16 protein-coding genes are annotated in these 15,550 nt (G+C 73.2%); 9 read left to right on the top strand and 7 right to left on the bottom strand.

Going from position 1 to position 15,550, the window contains the following annotated elements; genetic code table 11:
• Positions 1-33 precede the first annotated feature (33 nt).
• From ACGF07_RS29835 to moaA, 4 genes are all read left to right on the top strand, one after another.
• Complete coding sequence (locus ACGF07_RS29835) at positions 34-1,077, top strand: zinc-dependent alcohol dehydrogenase family protein (RefSeq protein WP_350744641.1); 1,044 nt, start codon at positions 34-36, stop codon at positions 1,075-1,077.
• A 257-nt stretch (positions 1,078-1,334) separates the two neighbouring features.
• Entirely contained in the window at positions 1,335-1,691 is a 357-nt protein-coding gene (locus ACGF07_RS29840) for a DUF485 domain-containing protein (protein ID WP_350744639.1), read from the top strand.
• Positions 1,688-3,295 (top strand): cation acetate symporter, encoded by a 1,608-nt coding sequence (locus ACGF07_RS29845; protein WP_350744637.1) that lies wholly within the window; start codon positions 1,688-1,690, stop codon positions 3,293-3,295. Before ACGF07_RS29840 ends, ACGF07_RS29845 begins: the two co-directional genes overlap by 4 nt.
• 78 nt (positions 3,296-3,373) lie before the next feature.
• Positions 3,374-4,363 carry a GTP 3',8-cyclase MoaA gene (gene moaA / locus ACGF07_RS29850; protein WP_392903725.1) on the top strand — a complete coding sequence of 330 codons (990 nt, stop codon included), beginning with the start codon at positions 3,374-3,376 and terminating at the stop codon, positions 4,361-4,363.
• On the opposite strand, the gene ACGF07_RS29855 is transcribed toward moaA, so the two are convergent.
• The 6 genes from ACGF07_RS29855 to ACGF07_RS29880 all read right to left on the bottom strand — a co-directional run bounded on the left by ACGF07_RS29855 (position 4,360) and on the right by ACGF07_RS29880 (position 10,344).
• Positions 4,360-4,587, bottom strand: coding sequence for a hypothetical protein (locus ACGF07_RS29855; RefSeq protein WP_350744634.1), 228 nt, complete (start codon positions 4,585-4,587; stop codon positions 4,360-4,362). The genes moaA and ACGF07_RS29855 overlap by 4 nt on opposite strands.
• A 260-nt stretch (positions 4,588-4,847) precedes the next feature.
• The gene (locus ACGF07_RS29860; protein WP_350744632.1) at positions 4,848-5,246 is read right to left on the bottom strand and encodes a DUF3099 domain-containing protein; all 399 of its coding nucleotides are present in this window, start codon (positions 5,244-5,246) and stop codon (positions 4,848-4,850) included.
• A 160-nt stretch (positions 5,247-5,406) separates the two neighbouring features.
• Positions 5,407-5,958 carry an RNA 2'-phosphotransferase gene (locus ACGF07_RS29865; protein ID WP_350744630.1) on the bottom strand — a complete coding sequence of 184 codons (552 nt, stop codon included), beginning with the start codon at positions 5,956-5,958 and terminating at the stop codon, positions 5,407-5,409.
• A 29-nt stretch (positions 5,959-5,987) separates the two neighbouring features.
• On the bottom strand, positions 5,988-7,385 hold the full coding sequence (locus ACGF07_RS29870; protein ID WP_392903728.1) for a metallopeptidase TldD-related protein: 1,398 nt from the start codon (positions 7,383-7,385) through the stop codon (positions 5,988-5,990).
• The gene (locus ACGF07_RS29875; RefSeq protein WP_392903730.1) at positions 7,385-8,947 is read right to left on the bottom strand and encodes a TldD/PmbA family protein; all 1,563 of its coding nucleotides are present in this window, start codon (positions 8,945-8,947) and stop codon (positions 7,385-7,387) included. The genes ACGF07_RS29870 and ACGF07_RS29875 overlap by 1 nt, the downstream gene beginning before the upstream one ends.
• A 251-nt stretch (positions 8,948-9,198) precedes the next feature.
• Positions 9,199-10,344 carry an MBL fold metallo-hydrolase gene (locus tag ACGF07_RS29880; RefSeq protein WP_392903732.1) on the bottom strand — a complete coding sequence of 382 codons (1,146 nt, stop codon included), beginning with the start codon at positions 10,342-10,344 and terminating at the stop codon, positions 9,199-9,201.
• Positions 10,345-10,661: 317 nt separating this feature from the next.
• Here ACGF07_RS29880 and fabG point away from each other — a divergent pair, with 317 nt between their 5' ends.
• Both fabG and fabI read left to right on the top strand, forming a co-directional pair.
• Positions 10,662-11,381 carry a 3-oxoacyl-[acyl-carrier-protein] reductase gene (gene fabG, locus ACGF07_RS29885; RefSeq protein WP_350744626.1) on the top strand — a complete coding sequence of 240 codons (720 nt, stop codon included), beginning with the start codon at positions 10,662-10,664 and terminating at the stop codon, positions 11,379-11,381.
• A gap of 2 nt (positions 11,382-11,383) precedes the next feature.
• Positions 11,384-12,151 (top strand): enoyl-ACP reductase FabI, encoded by a 768-nt coding sequence (gene fabI / locus ACGF07_RS29890; protein WP_350744624.1) that lies wholly within the window; start codon positions 11,384-11,386, stop codon positions 12,149-12,151.
• A gap of 119 nt (positions 12,152-12,270) precedes the next feature.
• Here the strand turns inward: fabI and ACGF07_RS29895 are convergent, their stop codons facing one another.
• Positions 12,271-12,996 (bottom strand): FadR/GntR family transcriptional regulator, encoded by a 726-nt coding sequence (locus ACGF07_RS29895; protein WP_392903736.1) that lies wholly within the window; start codon positions 12,994-12,996, stop codon positions 12,271-12,273.
• Between the two features lie 127 nt (positions 12,997-13,123).
• Here ACGF07_RS29895 and ACGF07_RS29900 point away from each other — a divergent pair, with 127 nt between their 5' ends.
• The 3 genes from ACGF07_RS29900 (at position 13,124) to ACGF07_RS29910 (ending at position 15,418) form a co-directional block, all read left to right on the top strand.
• Positions 13,124-14,440: a CynX/NimT family MFS transporter gene (locus tag ACGF07_RS29900; RefSeq protein WP_392903738.1), complete on the top strand. Its 1,317-nt coding sequence runs from the start codon at positions 13,124-13,126 to the stop codon at positions 14,438-14,440.
• 193 nt (positions 14,441-14,633) lie between these two features.
• Positions 14,634-14,756: an SGM_5486 family transporter-associated protein gene (locus ACGF07_RS29905; protein ID WP_350744618.1), complete on the top strand. Its 123-nt coding sequence runs from the start codon at positions 14,634-14,636 to the stop codon at positions 14,754-14,756.
• A gap of 134 nt (positions 14,757-14,890) precedes the next feature.
• A complete protein-coding gene (locus ACGF07_RS29910; RefSeq protein ID WP_350744616.1) occupies positions 14,891-15,418 on the top strand; it encodes a histidine phosphatase family protein in 528 nt (175 codons plus the stop codon).
• The last annotated feature ends 132 nt before the right edge of the window (positions 15,419-15,550 follow it).

The following is a 15,550-nucleotide window of genomic DNA, read 5'->3' on the forward strand; positions in this document are numbered from 1 at the left end:
CCGCCTGGCCGGATTCTGTGTGAGGAAGAACGCATGCGCGCCACCGTGATCCACGGCCCCAACGACATCCGCATCGAAGAGGTGCCGGACCCGGTGATCCAGCAGCCGACGGACGTGGTGGTCCGGGTGGTGAACGCCTGCATCTGCGGCAGCGACCTGTGGGCCTACCGCGGGGTGGCGCAGCGGGTGGCCGGGCAGCGGATCGGGCACGAGTTCCTGGGCGTGGTGGAGGAGGCCGGCGCCGAGGTCCGCGGCTTCGCCGTGGGGGACCTCGTGGTGGCGCCCTTCGTCTGGTCGGACGGCGTCTGCGAGTTCTGCCGGGAGGGGCTGCAGACCTCCTGCCCGCACGGCGGTTTCTGGGGCGAGGTCGGCTCGGACGGCGGGCAGGGCGAGGCGGTGCGGGTGCCGTTCGCGGACGGGACGCTGGTGAAGCTGCCGAAGGAGGCGGCCGGTGACGAGAAGCTGCTGCCGGGGCTGCTGGCGCTCTCGGACGTGATGTCCACCGGGCACCACGCGGCGGTCTCGGCCCGGGTGCGTCCGGGCTCGACGGTTGCGGTGGTGGGTGATGGTGCGGTGGGCCTGTGCGGCGTGCTCGCGGCGCACCGGCTGGGTGCGGGCCGGATCATCGCGCTGGGCCGCCACCCCGCCCGCACGGAGCTGGCCCGCCGCTTCGGGGCGACCGACGTGGTGGCCGAGCGCGGCGACGCCGCCGTCGAGGCGGTCAGGGAGCTGACCGGCGGTGTCGGGGCGCACGCGGTGCTGGAGGCGGTCGGTACCGAGGAGTCGATGCGGACGGCGATCTCGATCACCCGGGACGGCGGCGCGGTCGGTTACGTCGGCGTGCCGCACGGCGGCAGCGCGGGCGTCGACATCGGCCAGATGTTCGGCCGAAACGTTTCGCTGAACGGCGGTGTGGCGCCCGCCCGCGCGTACATCCCCGAGCTGCTGCCGGACGTGCTCTCCGGGGCCATCGAGCCCGGGCTGGTGTTCGACCGCACGGTCGACCTGGACGGCGTTCCGGACGGCTACCGGGCGATGGACGACCGGTCGGCGCTGAAGGTCCGCATCGCGTTCTGACGCGACGTCACAAGGGGCGGCACCGTTGGACGGTGCCGCCCCTTCGCATGTGGAGGTGGCGTCGCCACGTGACGCGAGTGGTGGTTTTCGGCCAATTGGATGGAGCGACGGGGTGAACGGCTGGCTGATCGCCGTGAACCCCTTCCCGGCCGGGCGCGACGCTCCTAGCATTGCGCGGCGCGCACGAGACATGTGACGCCCCTCACGTTCGATCGTCCCCTCGTGTGACCGCTACGCCGAAGGAGTGAGGAGACAGAGTGGATTCGCCGCCGATCACCACCACCGCTACGGAAGTCCAACTCATCGATGACAGCGAGGAGTTCCGTACCCTGCGGCGCTCCTTCCGGAGTTTCGCCTTCCCGGTCACCATCGGCTTCGTGCTCTGGTACCTGCTCTACGTCCTGCTCTCCTGCTACGCGCCCGGGCTGATGGGCACCAAGGTCGTCGGGCACGTCAACGTCGCCCTGGTGCTCGGGCTGCTGCAGTTCGCCACCACCTTCGCCATCGCCGCCTGGTACGCCCGCTACGCGGACCGGCGGATCGACCCGCCCGCCGCCGCGATCCGCGAGGCCCACGGCGCCGTCGTCCACGCCCCCCGGGAGTCCGCCGAATGACCGAGCTCGCCAGCTCCGCCACGGAGCACCGCGGCCTGACGATGGCCCTGTTCGGGCTGTTCGTGGTGGCCACCCTGGTCATCACCGTCTGGGCCGGACGGCAGAACCGCAGCGCCGCCGACTTCTACGCCGGCGGCCGCGGCTTCACCGGCTTCCAGAACGGCCTGGCCATCTCGGGCGACTACATGTCGGCCGCCTCCTTCCTCGGCATCGCCGGCACCATCGCCCTGGCCGGGTACGACGGCTTCCTGTACTCGATCGGCTTCCTGGTCGCCTGGCTGGTCGCGCTACTGCTGATCGCCGAGCCGCTGCGCAACTCCGGCCGCTTCACCATGGCGGACGTGCTCGCGTTCCGGATGCGCCAGCGCCCGGTGCGCACCGCGGCGGGCGTGTCCACCATCGTGGTGTCGATCTTCTACCTGCTGGCGCAGATGGTCGGGGCGGGGACGCTGGTCGCCCTGCTCCTCGGGGCCGAGGGGAACGCCGCCAAGCGCTGGACCATCGTCGGGGTCGGTGCGCTGATGATCGTCTACGTGGTGATAGGGGGGATGAAGGGCACCACCTGGGTGCAGATCGTCAAGGCGGTCATGCTGATCTCCGGCGCCGCGCTGATGACCGTGCTGGTGCTCGCCAAGTACCACTTCAACCCCTCCGAGCTGCTGGGCGCGGCGGCCAGCGCCAGCGGCAAGGGGGAGGCCTTCCTCCAACCGGGGCAGAAGTACGGCAGCGGCACCGCGAAGCTCGACTTCATCAGCCTGGGCATCGCGCTGGTGCTCGGCACCGCCGGCCTGCCGCACATCCTGGTCCGCTTCTACACCGTGCCCACCGCCAAGGCCGCCAGGAAGTCGGTGCTCTGGGCGATCGGCATCATCGGCGTCTTCTACCTGATGACCCTGGCGCTCGGTTTCGGCGCCGCCGCGCTGGTCGGCTCCAAGCAGATCAAGGCGGCCAACGCGGCCGGCAACACCGCGGCCCCGCAGCTGGCCGAGGCGCTCGGCGGCGGCAGCGGCAGCACCGGCGGCGCGATCCTGCTCGCGGTGATCTCGGCGGTCGCCTTCGCCACCATCCTGGCCGTGGTCGCCGGGCTCACCCTGGCCTCCTCGGCGTCCTTCGCGCACGACCTGTACGCCAACGTGATCCGGCGGGGCAAGGCGACCGAGCGGGAGGAGGTGATGTCGGCCAAGTGGGCGGCGGTGGCGATCGGCGCGGTCTCGATCGTGCTCAGCCTCTTCGCGGACAAGCTCAACACCGCCGCGCTGGTGGCGCTCGCCTTCGCGGTGGCGGCCTCGGCGAACCTGCCCACCCTGCTCTACTCGCTGTTCTGGAAGCGCTTCACCACCACCGGCGCGGTCAGCTCGGTCTACGCCGGCCTGGTCACCTCGGTACTGCTGGTGGTGTTCTCCCCGGTGGCCTCGGGCGCGAAGACCTCGCTCTTCCCGCACTCCGACTTCCACTGGTTCCCGCTGGAGAACCCCGGCCTGGTCTCCATCCCGGTCGGCTTCCTGGCCGGCTGGCTCGGGACCCTGCTGTCGAAGGAACGCGCCGACCCGGCGAAGTACGCTGAACTGGAGGTCCGCTCGCTCACCGGGCTGGGCGCCCACTGATCATCCCGCGATGACTATGCTGGCCCGGCCCCCGCCGAGACGGTGGCCGGGCCGGCCGCATTTCGGGAAGGGACGCACGTGCTGCTCGACACCTTCGGACGACAGGCCGTCGACCTGCGGGTCTCCCTGACCGACCGGTGCAACCTGAGATGCACCTACTGCATGCCGGAGGAAGGCCTCCAGTGGCTGGCCAAGCCCGAGCTGCTGACCGACGAGGAGATCGTCCGGCTGGTCTCCCTGGCCGTCCGGGAGCTGGGCGTGCGCGAGGTGCGCTTCACCGGCGGCGAGCCGCTGCTGCGCCCCGGACTGGTCGCCATCCTGGCCGCCTGCTCCGAGCTGGAGCCGCGCCCCGAGCTGTCGCTCACCACCAACGGCGTCGGCCTGGCCCGCACCGCGACGGCGCTGCGCGAGGCCGGGCTCGACCGGATCAACGTCTCGCTGGACACCCTCGACCCCGAGGTGTTCCACACGCTCACCCGCCGCCGGCGCCACCAGGACGTGCTGGACGGCCTGGCCGCCGCCGAGGCGGCCGGGCTGACGCCGGTCAAGCTGAACACCGTGCTGATGCGCGGCGTCAACGACCACGAGGCCGCCGACCTGCTGGCCTGGTGCCTGGAGCGGGGCTACGAGCTGCGCTTCATCGAGCAGATGCCGCTGGACGCCCAACACGGCTGGGACCGTTCGTCGATGGTCACCGCGGCCGAGATCCTGGAACTGCTGGGCGCGCGCTTCACGCTCACCCCGGAACCGGCCGCGGGCCGGGGCGCGGCGCCCGCCGAACGCTGGGTGGTGGACGGCGGCCCGGGCCGGGTCGGCGTGATCGCCTCCGTCACCAGGCCGTTCTGCCGGGCCTGCGACCGCACCCGGCTGACCGCCGACGGGCAGGTGCGCAACTGCCTGTTCGCAACCGGGGAGACCGACCTGCGCACCGCGCTGCGCTCGGGGGCGGACGACGCGGAGCTGGCCGCGCTCTGGCGGGCGGCGATGTGGGGCAAGAAGGCCGGAGCCGGGATCGACGACCCGGAGTTCCTGCAGCCCGAGCGGCCGATGTCGGCGATCGGCGGCTAGTCGCCCGCCTCCGCCGTCCCGGAGTAGTCGGCGAAGGCGACGACCTCCTTGAGGAAGCCGCGCACGCCCAGGAACTGGGACAGGTGCTCGCGGTGCTCCTCGCAGGCCAGCCAGGTCTTGCGGCGGTCCGGGGTGTGCAGCTTGGGGTTGTTCCACACCAGCACCCACCGGGCGTCCGCCCGGCAGCCCTTGGCGGAGCAGATCGGCGTCTGCGGGGTGTCCATCGGGTCGTCCTCGGTGCTCGGCGGATGATCGTCGCCGTCAGTCTGCCACGGGTCGCGACGGCCGCGGCCGGCCCGTCCGGATCCGGACATGGCGACGCCGGGCAGCCACGGGGGGAGCCGCCCGGCGTCGGTCCGTCGCTCCGACGGGGGATGCGGAGCGCGTACGCAGTATGTCACGCCGACACCCTCGGATGGGGAGGTCTTGCATGATTAATCTGAGGTTCTTCTGAGCTTTCGCGGAGTCGAAACGAGCCCAACCGTCACGAATCGGATCGGGGGTTCGGACCCTGTGGAGTTTCCGTGCCGGGGGCCTCCGCCCGTCCCGCACCACCGGACGCACCGGCCCCACCGGTACCACCGGGGCCGAGCATCAGCGGGGTGTCGTGCGGGATGTCGAAGCTGCTCGGCAGACCGGGGGCCCGCTCGCGGCCGGCGTTGGCGATCAGCACCGCGAAGTAGGGCAGCAGCACACCGCCCGCCAGCGCGGCGAACGCCAGCCAGCGCTGGACGTCCCACAGCACCACCGCGAGCAGCACGCAGAGCGTGCGGATCAGCATCGAGATGACGTAGCGGCGCTGACGCCCCCGGACGTCCTCGGTGAGGCTGCTCCGGGCCCCGGTGATCCGGTAGACCTGTCCGCCCTCGGCGTTCTTGCGCATCTGTCCTACCGCCCTCGTCCACGCACCCGCGCGCCGTTCCGCGCGGCCTCCTCACGGTACGCCCGGGCGCGCCGGAGCGACGAGACCGGGTGGGCGGGGCCCACCCGGTCGGGCGTGATAGGGAGCCGTCCGGCGGTCCCGGGCCCTGGTGGGCCGGTCCCTAGGAGCGGCGGGAGAGGTACTGCGGAGGGACGGCGTCGGTGAGCCAGACGCCGTTCTCGCTGAGCCGGAACTCGTGACCGGCCGCCGCCATGGCGGCCGCGTTCACGGTGAGCACGACCGGTCGGCCGTGCCGGGCACCGACCCGGGTCGCCGTCCCGGTGTCCGCCGACAGGTGGACGTCCTGGCGGGTCATCGGACGCAGGCCCTCGCGGAAGATCGATGCCAGGTGGCGCTCGGCGGTGCCGTGGTAGAGCACGGGGGGCGGGGCGGTGGCGGCCAGACCGAGGTCGACCGCCACCGAGTGGCCCTGGTTGGCGCGGATCGAGAGACCGTCCGGCGAGTAGCCGAAGCGGCGCTTGTCGCTGGTGGCCACCAGGTGGTCGAGCTCGGCCCGGGTGAGCGGCCTGCCCTCCGCCGCGAGGGCGGTGAGCAGTTCGTCGACCCGGACCCAGCCGGAGCCGTCCAGGGTGATCCCCACCAGCTCCGGCTCGTGGCGCAGGATGCGCGACAGCATCCTGCTCGTCCTGACCAGCCGCTTCTCGTCCGTCATGTCTCTCGTATCCCCCCGTCGGCCGCCGGTTAAGAGGCCTGGCTGACCGAACTCATGTTGAAGTCCGCGACACGCACGGGTGGCATCGCGGTGCGGGTGAAGTAGTCGCTCCACTCGCGGGGCAGGCAGCGCTCGGTGCGGCCCACCTCGGTGATCCGGCCGAGCAGGTCGACCGGGGACTCGTTGAACCGGAAGTTGTTGACCGCGCCGACCACCTCGCCGTTCTCCACCAGGTACACGCCGTCCCGGGTGAGGCCGGTGAGCAGCAGCGTCGCCGGGTCCACCTCGCGGATGTACCAGAGGCAGGTGAGCAGCAGGCCGCGCTCGGTGCGGGCGATCATCTCGTCCAGGGTCGGCGCGGAGTCCTGGTCGGCCGTCTCCAGGACCAGGTTGTCGACCGCCGGGCGCAGCGGAAGGCCGGTGAGGCCGGCCGCGTGGCGGCTGGTGATCAGATCGGTCAGCACGCCCTCGCGGATCCACTCGGTGGCGGCGATCGGCGCGCCGTTGTCGAAGACCGAGACGTCGCCGCCGCTGCTGTGGGCCAGCACGAAGGGCGCGGCCTCCAGGCCCTCCTCGCGCGGGTCGGAGCGCAGCGTCAGCGGCAGGCCGGCGAGCTTGTCGCCGATCCGGGTGCCGCCGCCGGGCTTGGAGAAGACGGTGCGGCCCTCGTGGGCGTCCCGGCCGCCGGAGGACCAGTTGAGGTAGATCATCAGATCGGCGACGGCCGAGGGCGGCAGCAGCGTCTCGTAGCGCCCGGCCGGCAGGTCGACCTTGCGGGCGCCCCAGCCGAGGCGCTTGGTCAGCTCGGCGTGCAGGGCCTCGACGTCGATGTCCGAGAAGTCCCGGGTGGCGGCGCCGGCCCAGGCCGAACCGGACAGGTCGGCGGTCTTGGCGTTGATCTCCACCATGCCGGTGGGCTGGTCGTGGCGCAGCCGCAGGCCGGTGGAGCTGCCCAGGTAGCTGGTGGTGATCTCGTGCCGAGCGAAGCCGTACAGCAGTTCGCCCTGTGCGGCGGCACGGGCGAAGGCCGCGCCGAGGGCCGGGCCGAAGGCGTCGAAGACGGCGATCGAGGTCTCGGTGGGCGGCTGGGTGAAGTCCGGGGAGGCCGGCCGGTCGGCGATCAGGGGCTGGGCGTCCTCGGCGGGGCCGGCCGCCCGGGCGGCCTCCTCGGCGGCCCGGACCAGGCCCTCGACGTCCTCGGCGGTGACGGCCTCGCGGGAGACCACGCCGGAGGCGGTGCCCTCGGCGCCGGCCACGGTGGCGATCACGGTGAGGCGGCGGCCGCGGGTGACACCGTTGGTGGTCAGCGCGTTCGCGGCCCAGCGCAGGTTGGCGGTGGACTCCTCGTCGGCGATCACCACGCAGCCGTCGGCGCGGGAGAGGCCGAGGGCCAGCTCGACGAGTTCGTGGGGCTGCATCGCGGACATCAGTGACCCGCCTCCTGCTGGGTGTTGAGCACGTTGACGTTGCGGAACAGCGCCGACGGGCAGCCGTGGCTGACCGCCGCGACCTGGCCGGGCTGGGCCTTGCCGCAGTTGAAGGCGCCGCCGAGGACGTAGGTCTGCGGGCCGCCGACCGCGGCCATCGAGCCCCAGAAGTCGGTGGTGGTGGCCTGGTAGGCGAAGTCCTTGACCTGGCCGGCGAGTTCGCCGTTCTTGATGGCGTAGGCGCGCTGCCCGGTGAACTGGAAGTTGTAGCGCTGCATGTCGATCGACCAGGAGCGGTCGCCGACGATGTACAGGCCGTTCTCCACCCCGGCGAACAGCTCCTCGGTGTCCGGGCCGCCGGCGGCGGGCTGGAGCGAGACGTTGGCCATCCGCTGCACCGGGACGTGCGCCGGGGAGTCCGCGAAGGCGCAGCCGTTGGAGCGCTCGAAGCCCTTCAGCTTGGCCATGCCGCGGTCGAGTTGGTAGCCGACCAGGACGCCGTCGCGGATCAGGTCCCAGGACTGGGTGGCCACGCCCTCGTCGTCGTAGCCGATCGTGGACAGGCCGTGCTCGGCGGTGCGGTCGCCGGTGACGTGCATCAGCTCGGAGCCGTACTTCAGGGTGCCGAGCTGGTCGAAGGTGGCGAAGGAGGTGCCGGCGTAGGCGGCCTCGTAGCCGAGCGCGCGGTCCAGCTCGGTGGCGTGGCCGATCGACTCGTGGATGGTCAGCCACAGGTTGGACGGGTCGACGACCAGGTCGTAGCGGCCCGCCCGGACGCTCGGGGCCTTCATCTTCTCGGCCAGCAGCACGGGCAGTTCGGCGATCTCCGCGTCCCAGTCCCATCCCGTGCCGGTGAGGTACTCGTAGCCGCGGCCGACCGGCGGTGCGAGGGTGCGCATCGAGTCGAAGGCGCCGGTGCGCTCGTCGACCGAGGTGGCCTCCAGGTCGGAGTGGAGCCGGATCCGCTGCTGGGTCGTCATGGTGCCCGCGGTGTCCGCGTAGAACTTGTTCTCCTGGACGGTCAGCAGGGCCGCCTGGACGTGCGAGACGCCCTGGGCGGCCAGCAGCCGGGAGCTGCGCTCGGCGAGCAGGGCGGTCTTCTCGGCGTCCGGCACCTCGAAGGGGTTGACCTCGTACGCGGAGACCCAGGTGACGTCCCGGTGGACCGGCTCGTCGGCCAGCTCGACCCGCTCGGTGGAGCCGGCCGCCCGGCTGATCCCGCCGGACAGCCGCGCCACCGCGACGGCCTGGGCGGCGACCGCCGCGGCGGCGTCCGGGGTCAGGTCCACCCCGGCGGCGAAGCCCCAGGCGCCGTCCAGCAGGACGCGGACGGCGAAGCCGAGCTGCACGCTGTCGGAGGTGCCGGCCGGGCGGGCGTCGCGCAGCCGCCAGGACGCGCTGCGGACGCGTTCCAGGCGGAAGTCGGCGTGGTCGGCGCCGAGTTCACGGGCGCGGGTGAGGGCGGCGTCGGCGAGGGTGCGCAGCGGGAGGGCGAGGAACAGCGGGTCGACGGCGCGCCCGGAGGGGGCGCCGGCGCTGTCGGCCGGAGGGATCGGAGGCAATCGGGCTCCCAGGTCGCGGAGGGTGACGGTGCGGGTGCCCACAGGGGCGCCCGCACCGCATCATTTCCCGTCCACCGGGTTTCCGGCCAGCGCATTTCGCCAGGTGCGCCGCGACATCCGGTCAACGCCGGCGGCCGACGCCCCGGCCGACACCCCCGGCTACCGCCCCGGGGCGCCGTCGCCGGTCGCCGCCGTCGGGCGACGGCTGCCCGCTCGCCGCGGCCGCTGCCGTTCGCCCGTCGGCCGGGCCGTCAGGAGACGGCCTCCCACCAGCCGTCCAGCTCCGGCGGGTTGTCCACGTCGACCCGCTCGCCGGGACGCGGCACCGCCAGCGGCACGGCCTGGGCCTTGGCCTCCGCGAGCAGCCGCTCGATCGGCTCGGCCCACGGGTGCAGGCCCAGGTTGAAGGTGCACCAGTGGACCGGCACCAGCAGCCCGGCCCTGAGGTCGCGGTGGGCGAGGACGGCGTCCTCGGGCGTCATGTGGATGTCGGCCCAGGCCGTGTCGTACGCGCCGATCTGCACCAGGGCGGCGTCGAAGGGGCCGTGCTGCTCGCCGATGCGGCCGTAGCCCTCGAAGTAGCCGGAGTCGCCGGTGTAGAAGACCTTCCGAGTGGGGCCGGCGATCACCCAGGAGCCCCACAGGGTGGTGTTGCGGGTGAGGCCGCGGCCGGAGAAGTGGTGCGCGGAGGTGAGGGTGAGCACGAGCTCGCCCAGGGTGCAGGTCTCGTCCCAGTCCAGCTCGATGATCCGGTGCTCGGGCACGCCCCAGCGGCGCAGGTGGGCGCCGATGCCGAGCGGCACCGCGAAGGGCGCGGACTGGCTGCGCAGCAGGCGCTTGACGGTGGCCATGTCGAGGTGGTCGTAGTGGTCGTGCGAGATCAGCACGGCGTCGACCGGCGGGAGTTCCTCCAACTCGACGGGCACCGGGTGCAGCCGCTTCGGGCCGATGTGCGCGGAGGGCGAGCAGCGGTCGCTCCAGACCGGGTCGAGCAGCACCCGCGAGCCCTCGATCTCCACCAGCGCGGAGGCGTGCCCGTACCAGGTGATCTCCAGTCCCTCGGCGGCCGGGCCGGTCGCGGGGGCCGGGCGGACGGTGGGGACGGGGTGGGCGGGGACGCGGCCGTCGCGCTCGAACAGCATCCGGCGGACGGTGCCCGGGTCGATGCCGGGGGCGTCGGCGGTGCGGGCGAGGGCGGAGGGCGCGTTGTGGAAGACGCCGTCGCGGTACTGCGGGGAGTTGCGCACCCGCTCCTCGCGCTCGCCGTCGGGGCGGCGCCCGAACGCCGCCGGGACGTCGCGCAGCGACCAGGCGGCCGAGCCCAAGGCCGCCGTGAGGGCGGTCAGGGCGAGAAGTCGTCCGCGTCGGTGGGTGCTCCCGGGCCGTGCCTTGGTCATGCGCCCTGCCTTCGTTCCTCGCCGGGACTGTTCGGGGGAGGATACGGCCCGCTCCCGGGTCGGTCCGCACCAGGGGGGCAACGGGTGCGCCCTGCCGTCTTGTTCCCGTACAGTCGCCCCGATCGCGGCGGCGCCCCGGCCTGCGGAGGAACCGACGGGAGGCGCCGGGGGCTGCGGGGGCGGCATTGTCGGATTGCGACAGTTCCTCCGGTTCGGCGCTGTCGGAGCCCGATGCGTCGACACCGCCGACCGCCCGATAGCGTCACACTGCGTACGCATTCCGACGTACGTGCTCACACACGGAGAGAGGTGGATCGTTGAGCCGCTCGGTTCTCGTCACCGGAGGAAACCGGGGCATCGGCCTCGCGATCGCCCAGGCCTTCGCCGAAGCGGGCGACAAGGTGGCCATCACCAGCCGCTCGGGCGAGGTGCCCGAGGCCCTGGAGAAGTACGACGTCCTCGCGGTCCGCTGCGACATCACGGACGCCGCGCAGGTCGACGCCGCCTTCACCGAGATCGAGCAGAAGCACGGCGCGGTCGAGGTGCTGGTCGCCAACGCCGGCATCACCAACGACACCCTGCTCCTGCGGATGTCCGAGGAGGACTTCACGTCCGTCCTGGACACCAACCTGACCGGCACCTTCCGGGTGGTCAAGCGCGCCTCCAAGCTGATGATGCGCGCCAAGAAGGGCCGCGTGGTGCTGATCTCCTCCGTGGTGGGCCTGTCCGGCTCGCCGGGCCAGGCCAACTACGCCGCCTCCAAGGCCGGCCTGGTCGGCTTCGCCCGGTCGCTGGCGCGCGAGCTCGGCCCGCGCAACATCACCGTCAACGTGGTGGCGCCCGGCTTCGTGGACACCGACATGACCGCCGTGCTCAGCGACGAGCGCCGCGCGGAGATCGTCTCCGGTGTGCCGCTGGGCCGCTACGCGGCGCCCGCCGAGGTCGCCTCCACCGTGCGGTTCCTCGGGTCGGACGAGGCCGCGTACATCACCGGAGCCGTCATTCCCGTCGACGGCGGATTGGGCATGGGTCACTGATCATGAGTGGAATCCTCGAAGGCAAGCGGATCCTGATCACCGGTGTGCTGATGGAGTCGTCCATCGCCTTCCACGCCGCCAAGCTCGCGCAGGAGCAGGGCGCGGAGATCATCCTCACCGCGTTCCCGCGTCCGACCCTCACGGAGCGGATCGCCAAGAAGCTGCCGAAGCCGGTCAAGGTGCTGGAGCTGGACGTCTCCAACCCGGAGCAGCTGGCCGGCATCGCCGACCAGGTCCGCGAGCACCTGCCGACCCTGGACGGCGTCGTCCACTCGATCGGCTTCGCGCCGCAGGACGCGCTGGGCGGCAACTTCCTGGACACCCCGTGGGAGTCCGTGGCGACCGCCATGCACGTCTCGGCGTACTCGCTGAAGTCGCTGACCATGGCACTGCTGCCGCTGATGCAGGACGGCGGCTCGGTGGTCGGCCTGACCTTCGACGCCCAGTTCGCGTGGCCGCAGTACGACTGGATGGGCCCGGCCAAGGCCGCCCTGGAGTCGACCAGCCGCTACCTGGCGCGCTACCTGGGCCCGCGCGACATCCGCTGCAACCTGGTCTCGGCCGGTCCGCTCGGCTCGATGGCCGCCAAGTCCATCCCGGGCTTCGGCGACCTGGCCGACACCTGGAACCACCGCTCCCCGCTGAAGTGGGACCTGGGCGACCCGGAGCCGGCCGGCCGCGCCATCGTCGCGCTGCTGTCCGAGTGGTTCCCGAAGACCACCGGCGAGATCATCCACGTCGACGGCGGTCTGCACGCCATCGGCGCCTGATCCGCTGACAACGCCGCTGCCCGGCACCCCCGCGGAGGGGGTGCCGGGCAGCGGCGTTCCCGGACTGCGTCCGGGAGCGTTCCCCGGGCCGTTCCCGGGACCGATTCGGGTCGGCGGGGTCAGGCCTGGCCGGCCGTCCCCGTCCCCGTCCCCGTCCCTGTCGCGGCCGCGGCGGCCTCGGCCTTGCCGCAGGCCCCGATGGCGCGGCCGGCCTCGATCGAGGCGCGCTGGGCGTCCCCGGCCCGGATGGCGTCCAGGATGGTGTCGTGGCCGATGTACCGCTCGGGGATCAGCTCGGGGCCGACGTCGTGGCGCAGGTGCGCCCGGGTGACCTCGCCGAGGTCGGCGTAGACGGCGAGCAGCACGTCGTTGTGGGCGGCGGCGACCACGGCCTGGTGGAAGGCGGCGTCGGCCTGGACGAAGTCCTCGGCGCCGCCGGAGTGCCAGGCGGCCTCGCGGCGGGCGAGTGCCGCGTCCAGCAGCTGGAGGTCGCGCGCGGTGCGGCGGACGGCCGCCAGCCCCGCCGCAGAGGTCTCCAGGGCCGCCCGCAGCTCGGAGACCTGCGCCTGGTCGGCGTCGGCGAAGCGGCGGTGCATCACCCCGGCCAGCTCGCTGGTGGCGAGCACGTAGGTGCCGGAGCCCTGCCGGATGTCGAGCAGCCCGTTGTGGGCGAGGGCGCGGACGGCCTCGCGGACGGTGTTGCGGGCCACCCCGAGCTGTTCCACCAGCGCGGCCTCGGTGGGGATGCGCGAGCCGACGGGCCACTCCCCGGAGGTGATCTGGGCGCGCAGCTGCGCGATCACCTGGTCGGACAACGGGGTGCGCCTCGGCGATGACAGCGCCACGGGGACTCCTTGCGGCTACGGGGCGAGTGGGTGGGCCCTGGGGGAAAGCGGCCGGTGGATGAACGGTCGGCACATCATGCCAATTCCAAGGTGCATCAATTCATCCCATCATTCTATGATGGCGTCCATGCCTCCCGCGCCCGACACCAGCACCACCGCCACCACCGCCGCTGCCTCCCCACGAACCGGGGCCCGGCCGCAGACCGAGCCGCCTGCTCCCCCCGCCAAGTACCTGGCCTGGCTGTTCGCCGTCGCGATCGCCGCCGCCGCCTTCAACCTGCGGCCCGTCGTCACCAGCCTCGGGCCGCTGCTCGACCAGGTCCGCGGCGACCTGGGAATGAACCCGACGCTCGCCGGGCTGCTCACCGCCGTCCCGTCGCTGTGCTTCGCGCTGTTCGGCTTCGCCGCGCCCGCCGCGGCCCGCAGGATCGGCCCGATCGCCGTGGTCACGGCCGGAATGGCCGCCATCACCGCCGGCGTGCTGGCCCGCTCCTTCGCCGGCGGGACCGCGGTGTTCCTGCTGCTGACCGCCCTCGCGCTGGCCGGGGTGGCTGTCTCCAACGTGCTGCTGCCGGTGGTGATCAAGCGGTACTTCCCGGAGAAGGTCGGTCCGATGATCGGCCTCTACTCCATGGCGCTGTCCGCCGGCACCGCGCTGGCCGCCGCCGTCACGGTGCCGCTGACCAGCGCGCTCGGCGGCGACTGGCGCTACGGCCTCGGCGTCTGGGCGGCCCTGGGCGCACTCGCCCTGCTGCTCTGGCTGCCGGTGCTGATCGCCAAGCGCGAGCGCGGCGAGCGGGCGGGCGGTGCCGCGGCTCCCGCCAAGCTGCCGATCACCCGCAGCCGTACGGCCTGGGCGATGGCCTGCTTCTTCGGCCTCCAGGCCACCGGCGCGTACGTGGTGATGGGCTGGCTGCCGAAGATCTTCCAGGACGCCGGCGTCGACAAGGGGACCTCCGGGGTGCTGCTCGCGGTCACCATGGTGATCGGGGTGCCCGTCTCCTTCGTGCTGCCCAACCTGGCCGCCCGCCGCGGCGACCAGCGGCTGTTCGTGATCGTGCTGGCCAGCTGCGGCATCGCCGGGTACGCCGGACTGGCACTCGCGCCTGCCGGTGCGCCGTGGGTCTGGGCCGTCCTGGTGGGCCTGTCCAACTGCGCCTTCCCGCTGGTGCTGACGATGATCGGGCTGCGCGCCCGGACCGCCGGTGGTGTGGCGCAGCTGTCCGCCTTCGCGCAGGGCGTCGGCTACCTGATCTCCATCCCGGGCCCGATCCTGATCGGCCGGATCTACCAGGCCACCGGCGAGTGGTACGGGCCGCTCGGCTTCCTGGCGCTGCTGCTGGTGCCGCAGATGCTGGTCGGCCTGCGCGCGGCGCGGGCCCGGCACATCGAGGACGAGGCGGTCCACCCGGCGGGGCGGGCCGCGGGGCCGGTCGGGGCCTGACCGGAGCGGTCCGGCTCCGACCGGCAGGGCCCGGCCGGCCGGAGGGCCGGGCCCTCCGGGCACGGTCCAGCCCCCGCCGGGAAGGTCAAGGCCCAGCCGGGGAAGGCCAAGGGCTCGGCCGGAAGGTCAAGCCCCGGCCAAGGCGGCGGGGGCGGGCAGGGGCGGGCGCGTTCGGGGTGGGAGAATTCCGGACATGCCCGTTCTCGACCCGAACCCCACCGACGGCCGCAAGCAGCTCGGCCGCATCGCCCTCGCCTTCGTCGCCATCGCGGTGCTGGTGGCGATCGTCGCCACCGTCGCCGCCCAGCTGGGCTGACCACCCTCCGCCCTGCCGCCGTACACCCGGTGACGCGGTGGTGAACCCGGCGTGATGGCACCCGCCACCCCGCGGAGTGGCGGCAACCGGCAGCACCGCGCCCCCGGGCCGCTTTTCTGCCAAGCTTGCTGGGTATGAGCGCCGAAACGCCCCGCAGGATCATCGTTCTCCGCCACGCCAAGGCCGACTGGCCCAACGGCGTGGACGACCACGAGCGGCCGCTGGCCGACCGGGGACGCCACCAGGCCCCGGACGCCGGCCGCTGGCTGGCCGACTCCGGCATCAACCCCGACTTCGTGCTCTGCTCCACCGCCCTGCGCACCCGTGAGACGTGGAAGCTCGCCGCGCACGAGCTGCCCAAGCGGGCCCGCAAGACCGTCTACGAGGAGCGGATCTACGAGGCCAGCCCGGGGGAGATCATCACCGTCCTCCAGGAGACCCCGGAGGAGTACGCGGACGTGGTGCTGGTCGGGCACAACCCCGGGGTGCTGGGCCTGACCCAGGTGCTGGCCGGTGACGCGGGCGACCGGGACGCGCTGGAGCGGCTGCGCCTCGGCGGCTTCCCGACCGCGGCGATCGCGGTGCTCAGCTTCAGCGGCTCGTGGAAGGGCGTCGAGCCGGGCGTGGCCGAGCTGGTCTCGTACCACACCCCGCAGGACTGACGTCCGGGTACGAAGGCGAGGGGCGGGGGGGGGGGGGGGGGCGCCCCCCCCCCGCCCGGCCGCCCCCCCCCCCCCGGCGGGGGGGGGGGGGCCCCGCCGGGCCCCCCCCCCCCCCCCCCCGGGCGGGCGCCC

It is taken from the genome of Kitasatospora sp. NPDC048194 (genome assembly GCF_043202455.1).
Lineage (GTDB): Bacteria > Actinomycetota > Actinomycetes > Streptomycetales > Streptomycetaceae > Kitasatospora.

Bases quoted from the DNA above. Each gene is read 5' to 3' on its own strand.
- ACGF07_RS29865 (WP_350744630.1), bottom strand. From the start codon at position 5,958: ATGACGGACGAGAAGCGGCTGGTCAGGACGAGCAGGATGCTGTCGCGC.
- ACGF07_RS29870 (WP_392903728.1), bottom strand. From the start codon at position 7,385: ATGTCCGCGATGCAGCCCCACGAACTCGTCGAGCTGGCCCTCGGCCTC.
- ACGF07_RS29880 (WP_392903732.1), bottom strand. From the start codon at position 10,344: ATGACCAAGGCACGGCCCGGGAGCACCCACCGACGCGGACGACTTCTC.
- ACGF07_RS29835 (WP_350744641.1), top strand. From the start codon at position 34: ATGCGCGCCACCGTGATCCACGGCCCCAACGACATCCGCATCGAAGAG.
- ACGF07_RS29905 (WP_350744618.1), top strand. From the start codon at position 14,634: ATGCCCGTTCTCGACCCGAACCCCACCGACGGCCGCAAGCAGCTCGGC.
- ACGF07_RS29845 (WP_350744637.1), top strand. From the start codon at position 1,688: ATGACCGAGCTCGCCAGCTCCGCCACGGAGCACCGCGGCCTGACGATG.
- ACGF07_RS29855 (WP_350744634.1), bottom strand. From the start codon at position 4,587: ATGGACACCCCGCAGACGCCGATCTGCTCCGCCAAGGGCTGCCGGGCG.
- ACGF07_RS29860 (WP_350744632.1), bottom strand. From the start codon at position 5,246: ATGCGCAAGAACGCCGAGGGCGGACAGGTCTACCGGATCACCGGGGCC.
- fabI (WP_350744624.1), top strand. From the start codon at position 11,384: ATGAGTGGAATCCTCGAAGGCAAGCGGATCCTGATCACCGGTGTGCTG.
- ACGF07_RS29910 (WP_350744616.1), top strand. From the start codon at position 14,891: ATGAGCGCCGAAACGCCCCGCAGGATCATCGTTCTCCGCCACGCCAAG.
- ACGF07_RS29900 (WP_392903738.1), top strand. From the start codon at position 13,124: ATGCCTCCCGCGCCCGACACCAGCACCACCGCCACCACCGCCGCTGCC.